We start from the raw sequence: 12918 nt of genomic DNA, 5'->3' as shown, positions 1-12918 counted from the left end.
ACATTGGTCGCCAACTTGAATTCGAAACGTTACCAGTTTATGATGAGAGTCATAAACAAAGACGGAAAAGGTACGCTGAAGTACTGAAATATAAGGGTTTCTTACGCATATAAACACACGTTGAAGTGTTTGCATGTGCAATGAAATTAGAAACGTTCTTATATGTTGGTTTCACGTGCCGCAGCAGAACTGCGAAAGGGATGGGCAACGATGGCCGGAACGTTTACATGGGGCAATGACGCGGTGACATTGCGATTCGCGTACGCCGACGACAAACCCGTGGTGATCAATGGCATCGAGGACCGCAACGGTGCCGTCGCATTCCCGCACGAGCAGCCGTTCGTCGAGGTGCTCGCCGCCGGCCGCGGCACCGGCCACTGGATCTGCAACCACCGCCTCACCCAGACCTCGCTCGGCCAGTCGCTGCGCTACCGCTCCTCCAACGCCACGAGCACCGACCTCGGCGACGAACTCGACATCGTCATGGCATCCGACGAATACGGCTTCACCGCCACCGCGCACTTCCTGCTGCCGCGCGGATGCCGCATGTTCCGGACCACGGTGACCATCGCCAACACCGCGGACACCCCGCTGGTGCTGGAATCGGCGACCTCGTTCGCGGCGTCGTTCGGCACACGCGACCCGGACGGCGGCACCGACTTCGACGGCTGGAACCTGCTGCAGTGCGACACCGATTGGCTCGGCGAGGGCCGCTGGCATGAGACGCCGATGCGCGAACTGTGCCCGTTCCTCAACCAGCAGATGGTGGGCCGCGACCCGCAGGGCACCCATGAGGTGATCTCCGAAGGCACCTTCTCCACCGGCACCGCGCTGCCCATCGGCGTGCTCAGGAACGTTCGTGGCGGTCTCGCGTGGGCGTTCCAGGTCGAGCACAACGGCGCCTGGCGCTGGGAGGCCGGCGAGGACAACGCCGACGGCTACTTCGCGCTGTCCGGCCCCGACTACCGCGACCACGGCTGGACCGTCAGCCTCGACAAGGGTGAGACGTTCACCACCGTCCCCGCCTCCGCCGTGCTCGGCAAGGACTTCGACGACGCGATCGCCGAACTCACCGCGTACCGTCGCGCCATGCACAACCCCGACGACGACATCGTGACCAACAAGGTGGTGTTCAACGACTACATGAACACCCTCAACGGCGATCCCACCACCGACAAGCTGCTGCCGCTCATCCCGCGCGCCGCCGAGGCCGGCGCCGAGATCTTCTGCGTGGACGCCGGCTGGTACGACGACACCGGCTACTGGTGGCCGTCCGTCGGCGAATGGAAGCCGTCCACCGTGCGCTTCCCCAACGGCCTCGGCGAGGTCATCGACGCGATCCACGCCAACGGCATGGTCCCCGGCCTGTGGCTCGAACCCGAGGTCGTGGGCGTAGAAAGCCCCGTCGCCGAGCAGCTCCCCGACGAGGCGTTCTTCCTCAACCACGGCCAGCGCGTGGTCGAGCAGCAGCGCTACCTGCTCGACTTCCGCAACCCGATCGTCATCGACCACATGAACGCCATCGTCGACCGTCTCATCGACGAGTTCGGCGTGGGCTACTTCAAGTTCGACTACAACGTGATGCCCGGCCCCGGCACCACCCGCGACGCGGACAGCGCCGGCGACGGCCTGCTCGGCCACAACCGCGCCTACACGGAGTGGATCAAGGGCCTGTACCGCCGCCACCCCGGCCTCATCCTCGAGAACTGCTCGTCCGGCGGCATGCGCACCGACTTCGCGCAGTCCTCGAACTTCCAGCTGCTGTCCACCTCCGACCAGCAGGACTTCCGCCTGTACCCGGTGATCACGGCCGCCGCCCCGATGAGCATGCTTCCCGAGCAGGCCGGCAACTGGGCGTACCCGGAACGGTCGATGAACGACGAGGAGTTCACGTTCGCCATCACCAACTCGCTGCTGGGCCGCTTCTTCCTGTCCGGTTACGTCAACCGGTTCTCCGACCGCCAGATGGTGCTCGTCGAGGACGCGGTCGAGGCGTACAAGAACGTCGTCCGCCCGGTCATCACCCGGTCCGTGCCGTTCTGGCCGCTCGGACTGGCCGGCTGGACCGACGACGTCGTCAGCACGGGCCTGCGCGCCGACGACACCGCGCTCATCAGCGTCTGGTCGCGCAACTGCGCCGGCCGCGAAGTGGAACTCGTCGTGCCGGAGGCCGCCGGACGCGCGGCCGAGGTGACCACGCTGTACCCGGTCCGCGACGGGCTGCCGGAATGGGCATCCCGCTGGGACGCGACGACAGGCACGCTGCACGTCACCGTCCCCGCAAGCGAATACGTCGCACGCACCTTCCGGGTCGCCTTCGCGCGGTGACCGCCGGGGCCGCCGCCCCGAACCGCAACAGCTTTGCTCCGAGACAAGGAACACGGTCCCTCGGGATCGACAAAGGAAAGGAAAACAATGAGGTTCACCACGAACATGAAGCGAGTCGCCGCCGCGATCGCCGCCATGGCCATGCTGGGGGGGGGGCTAGCCGCCTGCGGTAACCCCACCGCCAAGACCGATTCCACCGACACCTCCGCATCCGACTACTGGCCGGAGGCCACCAAGGACCTCAAGGGCGTCAAGCTCACGTTCTGGTCCTCGCCCCAGGCGAACAAGATCCCGGTCCAGGTCATCAAGGACTTCGAGAAGGCCACCGGCGCCGAAGTCGACCTGCAGACCATCCCCGAGGTCTACGAGAACAACGCCCAGACGAAGATCACCACCGGCGACATGCCCGACATCGCCTTCTGGCAGCCCACCACCTCGATGCTCACCGGCTTCGTCGCCCAAGGCAAGCTCCAGAAGCTCGACAACGCCCCGTTCCTCGACAACTACAAGGACGGCCTGAAGGACGCCGCCGGCGTCTACAACGGCACCCGCTACGCGGTGCTCGTCTCCGCCCCGTCCACCATCGGCGTCTACTACAACAAGGACGTGTTCAAGTCCGCCGGCATCACCGACGTGCCGAAGAACTGGGACGAGTTCGTCGCCGACGCGCAGAAGATCAAGGACGCCAACGTCAGCGGCGTCGCCTCGCCGCTGTTCGAGATGGGCGGCTCCCAGTGGGGCACCCAGTGGGCCGTGCAGGCGCAGCTGGCCGAAGCCGCCAAGGACGGCCTGTGGGATCGCGTGAACACCGGCAAGGAGAAGTTCACCGACAGCACCATCATGGAGGCCATCAACAACTACAACGACCTGTTCAAGAAGGGCCTGTACAACTCCGACGCCGGCTCGGCGAAGGACACCGAGCAGGAACAGGCGCTGTGGGAGGGCAAGACCGGCATGATCTTCGGCAACGCCAGCCAGTTCCTCGCCATCGCCGCGCTCGCCAACAACGACAAGTCCGCTCTGGACGCGAAGATCGGATACTTCCCGATCTCCAAGGACGGCACCATGACCACGCTGATCCCGGACGGCTCCAGCGGCGTGGTCGCCTTCAAGACCGGTGACGCCACCCGTGAGGCCGCGGCCCGCCAGTTCATCAACTTCTGGATGAGCGACGGCTACGCGAACTTCGTGAAGCAGCAGAACATCGTCTCCGCCCTCAAGACCGTGGACACCCCGGACACCGTGCCGCAGGCCGCCATCGACGCCTCCGACTCCATCGCGAACAGCGTCGGCTCCATGCAGTCGCTGGCCATCGCCAATCCGGATCTCTACGTCAACCTGGCCAGCATGGTCAACGGCACGATGACCCCGAAGGAAGTCGCCCAGACCACCCAGGACCAGTTCAACCAGGTCGCCAAGGCGCAGGGCGCCAAGGGCTTCTAGCCCCTTCCCCGCCGATGCCGGTCGGCCCCGCAGGAGCCGGTCGGTCGGCATCGGCCACTCGTTCCGCTTACATCCGATCCGCAATCCAACCCGTATTTCATCCGCATTCCGATCCACGTGAAATAGAGAGGTCACATGTCCACCGCATCATCGACGAGCGGTGCCTCGCACGCCGGCGGCTCACCGGTCGAGCAACGCGCGTTGCTCAAGAAAAACTACCCGGTGAAGTTCGTCCTGCCGGCCGCGATCATCCTCGTCATCTTCTTCTTCGTCCCCACCATCCTGAACTTCGTCTACGCGTTCACCGACTGGTCCGCGTTCAAGACCACCATCGACTTCAACGGTCTCGACAACTTCACCAGCCTGTTCTCGAACGGCATGCTGTTGCGTGATCTGAGGATCACGCTGGTATTCGCCATCTGCGTCGCGTTCTTCCAGAACACGTTCGGCCTCGCGCTGGCCGTGTTCCTCGAGAAGGACACCGTCGAGAACCAGATCGCCCGAGTCCTGTTCTTCATCCCGGTGCTCATGTCCGCCCTGGCCGTCGGCTACGTGTGGCAGGCGATGCTCAAGTCCAACGGCGCCGTCAACCAGATCCTGTCGGCCATCGTCGGGCATACGGTCGCCACCCCGTGGCTGGGCAGCACGACGTGGTCCATCGTCCTCGTCTCCGCCATCCAGGGATGGAAGTGGGCGGGCCTGGCCATGCTCATCTACTTGGCCGGCCTGAAGACCATCGACCAGGACGTGCTCGAGGCTGCCGCCATCGACGGCGCGAACCGCTGGCAGATCTTCTGGAAGATCAAGTTCCCGCTGCTCGCCCCCGCGCTCACCTTCAACGTCGCCACCTCGTTGCTGGGCTCGATGAACGGCTTCGACACCGTGCAGGCCACCACGCAGGGCGGCCCCGGCGGTTCGACCGAGATCCTCAACCTGTTCGTGTGGCGCACGTTCGGTCAGGGACTGTATTCGCAGTCCACGATGATGAGCCTCATCCTGTTCATCGTCGTGATGATCATTGCCATCCCGTTGATTTGGTACCTGCGTAGAAGAGAGGCGAAGATCCTATGAGTAACGCGGCATTCGGCGCCACGAAGACCAATGACGGCGGCGCCGGCATCGTAGGCAAGAAGTCCCAGGGCGGACGCATCGTCCACATCATCCTGCTCACGCTGCTGGTGGTGATCTCCCTCGGACTGCCGTTCTATCTGCTCATCGTCACGGCCGGCAAGGACCAGGCGGAGGCGCTGCAGCTGTCGCTGAGCCTGCCCTCCCAGTGGCATCTGCTCGAGAACTTCGCGACGGTCCTGTCGCAGGGCAAGATGATCGCCGCCTTCTTCGGCAGCGTCATCGTGACGGTCCCGTCCGTGCTCATCGCGCTGCTGTTCGGCTCGATGGCGTCGTGGATCTTCGCCCGGCGCACCACGAAGACCATGTCGCTGGTGTACGCGCTGTGCATCTCCGGACTGATCCTGCCGCCGGCCGTCGTCACCGTGATGATGCTGCTCAAGATGATCGGCCTGGCCGGCACGGCCATCGGCATGATCTGCGTGTACGTGGGCATCTACCTCGCCACCGTCATCTTCTTCGTGACCGGCTTCATCCGTACGATCCCGATTTCCCTCGAGGAAGCGGCCCGCATCGACGGCGCCTCCCCGATGCGCATCTTCTTCACGATCGTGTTCCCGCTGCTCGGCCCCACCATGGCATCGGCGACGATCATGCTGATCCTGTACATCTGGAACGACGTCTTCTACGCGCTGTTCATCCTCTCCGGCAACATGGATACGCTGCCGCTGAACCTGTACAACGTGGCGTCCGCCGGCCTGTACCTCAACAACTGGCATCTCATCTTCGCCTACATCATCCTGATGAGCCTGCCCCTCCTGATCATCTTCGCCATCGCCCAGAAGAAGATCATCAGCGGCATCACGGGCGGAGCGGTCAAATAAACGGCCCGCCATCAATCCAGACCGACAACGTTGTCATCACGGTCTCCGTTTCGGGTACCATGTGAGGCAAGCTGTTACCGGTACCGTCGGCCACGTCCCGGCATCTCGGGGCGTGGCCGTTTCCATAGCATGTGAGGAAGCATCGTGGCCCAGGAAGCGAGAACGAAGAGCGTGGAGCGCAAGGCAGCGTCCATCAAGGACGTCGCCCGCTTCGCCGGCGTATCCATATCGACGGTGTCCCGGTATCTCAACGACGGCCCCCATCTGAGCGAGCAGAAGCGCATCGCCATCGAACAGGCCATCGACGTGCTCAACTACCGTCCGAACGCCATCGCCAGGGCATTGGTGTCCAGCGAGTTCTCCTCCATCGCCGTGGTGGCCTGCGACATCTCGCTGTACGGTCCGATGCAGCTGCTCGAAGGCATCGAGATGGAGGCGCGCAAGCGTGGCTACCTGGTGAGCATCACCCTGCTCGACGACGACGTGGTGAAGGCCAAGGAGACCGTGGACGCGCTGCTGCGCAACAACCCGGTCGGCTGCATCCTGCTGGACGTGGCCCGCACCTCGTCCCTGCACTCCCTGGTGGGGTACATCGAGAAGCGCGTGCCCACATCGGTCATCAACGAGGCCGCCGACGACAACAACGCGAAAAGCCTGATCATCGGCTCCTACCAGGGCGGCTACCAGATCACCAAATACCTGCTCGGGCTGGGGCATCGCACGGTGTGGCATGTGTCGATCCCGGAGAACGGCAACGAGTACACGCGTCAGTTCGGTTGGCGGCAGGCGCTGGAGGACGTCGGCGCGTTCGTGCCCGAACCCATCTCCACCACATGGGATGTGAGCAAGGCCGAGGCGATCGGCAGGTCCCTCGCCGCAATGGCCGACGTGACGGCCGTGTTCGCCGGCAACGACGAGATCGCCGCCGGCGTGATCCGCGGCATCGTCCGTAGCGGCAAGCGCGTGCCGGAGGACATCAGCGTGGCCGGGTTCGACGGCAATCCGATCTCCTCGCTCACCGTGCCGAGCATCACGACGTGGCGTCAGGACTTCCAGCGTCTGGGCCGTCTGTCCGTCGAGAAACTGCTGGCCGGGCATCGCGGCGACGCGCAATCCGGTGGTGGCGCCGACGATCCCGATTCCGTGGGCGACGTCTCCGGCGACGTGTTCGCCGGTGGCGACGTGAGCGAGCATCTCGTGATCCGCGAGTCCACGGCGCCGCCGCGCGAGGCGTAGCGGCCCGGTGACAATACCGGCAACACCGACCCACCCACATCCCCGATACAAGGAACGGCAACGATGAAGTTCACCAACGGATATTGGCTGATGCGCGACGGCGTCGACGCGCTGTACGCGCGCGAGGCGTACGGGATCTCCGCGGATCCCGACCGCGAATCACTGCACGTGCTCGCGCCCGCCGCGGTGATCCGCGGGCGTGCCGATACGCTCAACCTGCCCACCTTCGACGTGGACGTCACGTCGCCGGCGGAAGGCGTGATCCGCGTGCGCGCCGAGCACTGGCGCGGCGCGACGGCGTATCCCGGCTTCCCGCTCGACGAGGACGAGCCTGGCGGCCGCGACTACGTGACGGTGACCGCAAACGGCGACGGCGACGGCGAGACCGGCGAGGACGGCGCGACCGTCACGCTGACCACCGGCGGGCTGACGGCGAAGGTCGTCAAGGGCGCGCCGTGGAACCTCACGTTCCTCGGCGAGGACGGCAGGACGCTCACCGAATCCGCCGGCAAGTCGCTGGCCCGCTTCAAGCTGCGTCCCGATGCCAACGTCACCGCCCAGCCGGTCGGCGAGTTCGGCGTCAGCATGGACGGTTCCGCCTACGACGAATCGGACGTGTTCACCGCGATGCAGCTGCGCCTGTCGGTCGGCGAGACCGTGTACGGATTGGGTGAACGGTTCGGCGCCTACGTCAAGAACGGGCAGACCGTGGACGTATGGAACGAGGATGGCGGCACCGCCTCCGAGCAGGGGTACAAGGACATCCCGTTCTACATGACCTCCAACGGCTACGGCGTGCTGGTGAACAACCGCGGGCACGTGTCCTTCGAGGTGGGCTCCGAGAACACCGAGGCCGTGCAGTTCTCCGTGCCCGGCGAGGCCGTCGACTTCTGCGTGATCTACGGTCCGACGCCCAAGCGGATCCTCGACCGGTACACGCGGCTCGTGGGCCGCCCCGCCAACGTGCCGGCGTGGAGCTACGGCCTGTGGCTGACGACCTCATTCACCACGAAGTACGACGAGGCGACCATCAACTCGTTCGTCGACGGCATGGCCGAACGCGACATCCCGCTCGCCGCGTTCCACTACGACTGCTATTGGATGCGGGAATTCCACTGGTGCGACTTCGAGTGGGACACCCGTTTCTTCGGCGACATCGAATCGACGCTGCGCCGGCTGCACGAGGACAAGGGCCTGCATATCTGCGCGTGGATCAACCCGTACGTCGGCCAGCAGGGCGACATGTTCCGTGAGGGCATGGAACACGGCTATCTGGTCCGCAAGCCGGACGGCGAGGTCTGGCAGACCGATTTCTGGCAGGCCGGCATGGGGTTGGTGGACTTCACCAATCCGGAGGCCCGCGACTGGTTCAAGGGCAAGGTCAAGCGGCTGCTGCGCCAGGGCGTGGACGCCATTAAAACCGATTTCGGCGAACGCATCCCGCGCGACGTGGTCTGGCACGACCGCTCCCCCAAACTGTCGATGCACAACTGGTACACGCAGCTGTACAACCAGGCCGTGTTCGAGGCCATCGAGGAGACGTACGGCAAGGGCAACGCCTGCCTGTACGCGCGTTCCGCGACCGTGGGCGGCCAGCGCCAGCCCGTGCATTGGGGCGGTGACTGCGAATCGACGTTCAACGGCATGGCACAGACGCTGCGCGCCGGCCTGTCGCTGACCTCGTCCGGCTTCGGGTTCTGGAGCCACGACATCGGCGGGTTCGAGGGAGCCCACCCCGATCCGGCCGTCTACAAGCGCTGGCTGGCGTTCGGCCTGCTGGGATCGCACTCGCGCCTGCACGGGTCCAGCGTGTACCGCGTGCCGTGGCTGTTCGACGAGGAGGACCGGAGGAACGGCGTGGAGCCCGCTCCCGGCCAGACGGCCGTGGACGTGGCCCGCCGGTTCACCAAGCTCAAGCTCGAACTCATGCCGTACCTGTACGAGGCCGGTCTGCAGCCGCACGAGAACGGCACGCCGGTCATGCGCTCCATGTTCCTGGAATTCCCCGACGACCCCACTTGCCGCACGTTGGACCGGCAGTACATGTTCGGCCCGTCGCTGCTGGTGGCGCCTGTGTTCACCTACTCCGGCGAGGTGTCCTATTACCTGCCGGCCGGCGTGTGGACCAACTGGTTCACCGGCGAGCGGGCGCGCGGCGGCGTCTGGCGCCAGGAGACGCATGGTTATGATTCGGTGCCGCTCTGGGTGCGCGACGGCAGCGTCGTCGTCACCAATCCCGGCGAGACGAAGCCGGACCGCACGTACGGCGATCACGCGCTGGTGTCGGTGTTCCTGAGCGATGATGCCGATGGCGCCGGCGCCGATGGCGTTGAAGGCCGTGCCGAGGCGCGCGTCACCGAGATCGACGGGTCGTCGGTGACGTTCACGGCCGTGCGGACCGGTGACGGCGGCGTCGAGGTGCGCAGTTCCGACGGTCGCGCGTTCGCCGCCCGTCTCGGTTCGACGGGCGGGATCGTCGAGTCGGTCGGCGGCGTCGCGACGCTGTGACCGTCACGCCTTGGCCGGCGACGGCACATCGGCGTGATCGGGCGCGCCGGCCTTCTTCACGTCGATGGTGTCGATGCGGCGGCCGTCGATCTTGGTGACGACCATGTCGTAGCCGTCGGAGTGGAGCACGTCGCCGACCTCGCCCATCTTGCCGGTGTGCGCGAGGAAGTAGCCGGCGACGGTCTCGTACGGGCCGTCCTCGAGCTCGATGCCGGTCAGGTCCTCGAAGTCCTCGAGCGTCATGCCGCCCTCGATGGTGGCCACGCCGTTGACGAACGCGGTGCGGCGGTCGCGTCGCGCGCCGCCCGGTTCGCTCGGCAGATCGTATTCGTCGCGGATGTCGCCGACCAGCTCCTCGGTCATGTCCTCCAACGTGACGATGCCGTCCGTGCCGCCGTACTCGTCGATGACGACGGCCAGGTGGATGCCGCGCTTGCGCAGCAGTTCGAGGCTGGGCAGCAGCTTCGACGTGCCGGGCAGGGAGATGCCCTCGCGCGTCACGTCGGCCACGGTCTTCGCGTCCGGATCGCGCACGTCGAGCAGGTCGCGCACGTGCACGAAGCCGAGTACGTCGTCGAAGTCCTTGCCGGTGACCGGGTAGCGCGAGTACGGCATCTCGCGCACGTACGCGGCGGCGTCGGCGATCGGCATCGCGCCCTCGATGAACACGACGTCGGCGCGCGGGCGCATCACCTCGGCGACGATCGTCTCGGAGGCGTCGAACACGTCGTCGAGAATCGTGCGTTCGTCCTTGCTCAGGTTCGTGTTCGAGTTGACGAGCACGCGCAGTTCGTCGTCGCTCACCTCGGATTCGGTCTCGTTCGGATCGAAGCCGAGCAGACGCACCAGGCCGTTCGTGTTCTTGCCGATGAGCCAGATGATCGGGCTGCACACTTTCGCGAAGATGTCAATCGCGGGCACCACCGCACGCGCGATCGCCTCGGTGCGCTGCATGGCGATGCGCTTCGGCACCATCTCCGAGATGACGATCGAGCAGTAGGAGATGATGAGCGTGAGGCTGATCGTGGTCAGCGGCGCGGCGATGTGCGCGGGCACGCCCCAACCCTCCACGACGGGCGTGATGTACGGGGAGATTGACGATTCGCCGAACGATGCGGACAGGAAGCCGCACAGCGTGACGCCGATCTGCACGGTGGACAGGAACGTGTTCGGGTCGCGGGCGATCTTGGCCACGCGTGCGCCGCGTGCGTCCTCCTGCTCCATCTGGTCGACCTGGGAGCCGCGCAGGCTCACCAGCGCCAGCTCGGTGCCGGAGAAGATGGAGCCGAGCAGCAGGAAGACGAAGATCAGCAGGATGTTCAGGCCAAGTGACATGCCCTCCACTCTAAGGGGGAGGCGCGTCAAAGCGTTTCCTGTGGCGGCTTTGTCTGCGGTGTGGCTTTGTCTGCGGTGTGGCGGTGCCTGCGCGGAGCGGGGAAGAGTGCGCGGCGAATGATCCGAGCGCGGTGGACCGCCCGGTTCGGGAGGCGCACCTTTATGGTGCCCAGGTTTGTCGGGAAGCATGTCCACATGCACAGGGGGCGCAGCTGCGTGCCCCCGGTTCGCCCATGCGGATGGTTTTCGATTGCGGGGTACGGTCGTGTGCCCCAGTGGCAGTGTCGGGTACTTATGGCGGAACGGGGGCGTGATTTTGCGCCCCGGTAACGGCATTGGGCGTGTATGACAGAACAGGGGTGCAGCCGTGTGCCCCTGTGACGGCGTTGGATATGCATGGTGAAACAGGGGCACGGCATCGAAGCTGCAAATCGTTGGAATTCCGCCATTCTGTAGCAAGCATGCAAAAACCGGTCCGGAAGGTGAGTGCCCCGGAGACTCGGAATAGGTCAATATCGCGAACAGGGGCACACCATGGCGGGTCGTGCCGTCTGATTTGCGAGGGTCGTGCCCTCCGATTCGTTAGGGTCGTTCCGGATGCGGGGGCCGGATGCGCTGACCGTCTCCGTCGGAACGGTCGCATCGAAGCGGCGGCGTGTCGCGTTGTTGACAAGTCGAAACGATTCGACGTATGATGTTCGCGAAACGTTTCGACAGTGACTGTCGGAACGGAGACGACGTGGACGAGACCGCAATGGCGTGGCGATGACAGTCGACATGACGACGCGGGACCGGCCGCGAACGGTTCGGTGAGGATATCATCGAAGACAGTGCCGTCGACGCGCAAGCGCGACCGTGGAAAGGAGGCGATGATGGCTGGAATCAAGGATGTGGCTCGTGCCGCCGGGGTCTCGGTCAGCACCGTGTCCTATGTGCTGTCGGGCAAGCGCGCGATTTCGGAGAAGACCTCCAGCAAGGTGATGGAAGCGGTCCGGGAGCTTCGGTACACCCCGGACGCGTCGGCGCAGAAGATGCGCGGCCGCCGCAACCAGATCCTGGCGGTGAGCGAGCCGATCCGTGGCGACATCAACGAGGCAAAGTACAACGCGTACTTCCTCCACACCGCGTGGCAGGCGAAGAACGCCGGCTACGACGTGCTGTTGCTGACCGGCGAGGACGCGGTGGACGACATCCAGCGCGTGACCCGCAGCAACATGGTCGACGGCGTGGTCCTGCTCGACATCGTCGAGGACGACGACCGCGTCATGCAGGCCGATTCGTACGGCAAGCCGTGCGTCGCCATCGGCTACCCCGCGAACCGCGGCGACTGCGCGTGCGTGGACGTCGATTTCGACGCCGCCGCCACGATGGCGATGGACTACCTCCATGAGCGCGGCCACCGCACCATGGCGCTGCTGCGCGACAACGAGCGCGACTACGCGCGAGGCTCCGGTTATGTGGTGACGCTGCGTCAGCGCATGCTGGACCGCGCCGCCGGGCTTGGCATGCGGGTCGTCGAGTCCGGGAAGAACGAGGCCGGCAGCTTCGACGCCGCCGCGTTCGTCCGCGAGCTCATGGCCATAGACCCCCGTCCCACCGCGATCGTCAACCAGGCCGGCGCCACCGTGCTCAACATGGTGATGCAGGAGCTGGTCGAGCGTGGGCTGGACATCCCCTCCGACATCTCCGTGCTGTCGGTGGGCACGTTCTTCGAGAACGACCTGGTGGTCCGTCCGGTCACCGAGATCCCCCTGATGCCGAGGCTGCTGTGCTCCAAGGCCGTCGGACTGCTGGTGTCCGCCGTGGAGGGCGGCGCCGACATCGCCGACGCCGGCGAGTTCGTGCTCCCGCAGGTCCAGGAGCATGGCTCGGTCCATGCGGTGGACCCGGACGACGAGGCGGGACTTGACGTCCCCCCCCCCTATTCAAAGACTTCCCTGACGGAAAGCGTGGCGTGACGCCGATGAAGGAACATACCGCACTTTCCCCATCACGGTAATCGAAACGATTCGATTCCAGCGATGGCCGCCCCGGCCGCAAGGCCGGCCACCACGATGCCGGGCATGAAAGGAACCCGGTGTCCGTCCCTCTAATCGAAACGATTCGACAAGAGATG

Annotated in this window: 8 protein-coding genes; 7 read left to right on the top strand and 1 reads right to left on the bottom strand. The window is 65.3% G+C overall.

The window, feature by feature from the left end; translation table 11 throughout:
* The first annotated feature begins 210 nt into the window (after positions 1-210).
* The 6 genes from GFD21_RS07470 (at position 211) to yicI (ending at position 9467) form a co-directional block, all read left to right on the top strand.
* Entirely contained in the window at positions 211-2328 is a 2118-nt protein-coding gene (locus GFD21_RS07470; protein WP_163197351.1) for a glycoside hydrolase family 36 protein, read from the top strand.
* An 87-nt stretch (positions 2329-2415) separates the two neighbouring features.
* Positions 2416-3771 (top strand): ABC transporter substrate-binding protein, encoded by a 1356-nt coding sequence (locus GFD21_RS07465; protein WP_225431724.1) that lies wholly within the window; start codon positions 2416-2418, stop codon positions 3769-3771.
* Between the two features lie 135 nt (positions 3772-3906).
* On the top strand, positions 3907-4842 hold the full coding sequence (locus GFD21_RS07460) for a carbohydrate ABC transporter permease (protein ID WP_163197350.1): 936 nt from the start codon (positions 3907-3909) through the stop codon (positions 4840-4842).
* Complete coding sequence (locus GFD21_RS07455; RefSeq protein ID WP_163197349.1) at positions 4839-5723, top strand: carbohydrate ABC transporter permease; 885 nt, start codon at positions 4839-4841, stop codon at positions 5721-5723. The genes GFD21_RS07460 and GFD21_RS07455 overlap by 4 nt, the downstream gene beginning before the upstream one ends.
* A 144-nt stretch (positions 5724-5867) precedes the next feature.
* Positions 5868-6959 (top strand): LacI family DNA-binding transcriptional regulator, encoded by a 1092-nt coding sequence (locus GFD21_RS07450; RefSeq protein ID WP_163197348.1) that lies wholly within the window; start codon positions 5868-5870, stop codon positions 6957-6959.
* Positions 6960-7022: 63 nt separating this feature from the next.
* Positions 7023-9467 (top strand): alpha-xylosidase, encoded by a 2445-nt coding sequence (gene yicI / locus GFD21_RS07445; protein WP_163197347.1) that lies wholly within the window; start codon positions 7023-7025, stop codon positions 9465-9467.
* A gap of 3 nt (positions 9468-9470) precedes the next feature.
* Here the strand turns inward: yicI and GFD21_RS07440 are convergent, their stop codons facing one another.
* A complete protein-coding gene (locus tag GFD21_RS07440; protein ID WP_163197346.1) occupies positions 9471-10802 on the bottom strand; it encodes a hemolysin family protein in 1332 nt (443 codons plus the stop codon).
* Between the two features lie 872 nt (positions 10803-11674).
* Here GFD21_RS07440 and GFD21_RS07435 point away from each other — a divergent pair.
* Positions 11675-12760, top strand: coding sequence for a LacI family DNA-binding transcriptional regulator (locus GFD21_RS07435; protein ID WP_163197345.1), 1086 nt, complete (start codon positions 11675-11677; stop codon positions 12758-12760).
* Positions 12761-12918 lie beyond the last annotated feature (158 nt).

This window comes from Bifidobacterium platyrrhinorum, assembly GCF_010667645.1.
GTDB classification, from domain to species: domain Bacteria; phylum Actinomycetota; class Actinomycetes; order Actinomycetales; family Bifidobacteriaceae; genus Bifidobacterium; species Bifidobacterium platyrrhinorum.
Note: the sequence above shows the minus strand (reverse complement) of the source record. Positions and strands in the feature narration are given on the sequence as shown.

Excerpts from the sequence above, each read along its gene's own strand:
- yicI (WP_163197347.1), top strand. The coding sequence starts at position 7,023 with ATGAAGTTCACCAACGGATATTGGCTGATGCGCGACGGCGTCGACGCG.
- GFD21_RS07470 (WP_163197351.1), top strand. The coding sequence starts at position 211 with ATGGCCGGAACGTTTACATGGGGCAATGACGCGGTGACATTGCGATTC.
- GFD21_RS07465 (WP_225431724.1), top strand. The coding sequence starts at position 2,416 with ATGAGGTTCACCACGAACATGAAGCGAGTCGCCGCCGCGATCGCCGCC.
- GFD21_RS07460 (WP_163197350.1), top strand. The coding sequence starts at position 3,907 with ATGTCCACCGCATCATCGACGAGCGGTGCCTCGCACGCCGGCGGCTCA.
- GFD21_RS07455 (WP_163197349.1), top strand. The coding sequence starts at position 4,839 with ATGAGTAACGCGGCATTCGGCGCCACGAAGACCAATGACGGCGGCGCC.
- GFD21_RS07435 (WP_163197345.1), top strand. The coding sequence starts at position 11,675 with ATGGCTGGAATCAAGGATGTGGCTCGTGCCGCCGGGGTCTCGGTCAGC.
- GFD21_RS07440 (WP_163197346.1), bottom strand. The coding sequence starts at position 10,802 with ATGTCACTTGGCCTGAACATCCTGCTGATCTTCGTCTTCCTGCTGCTC.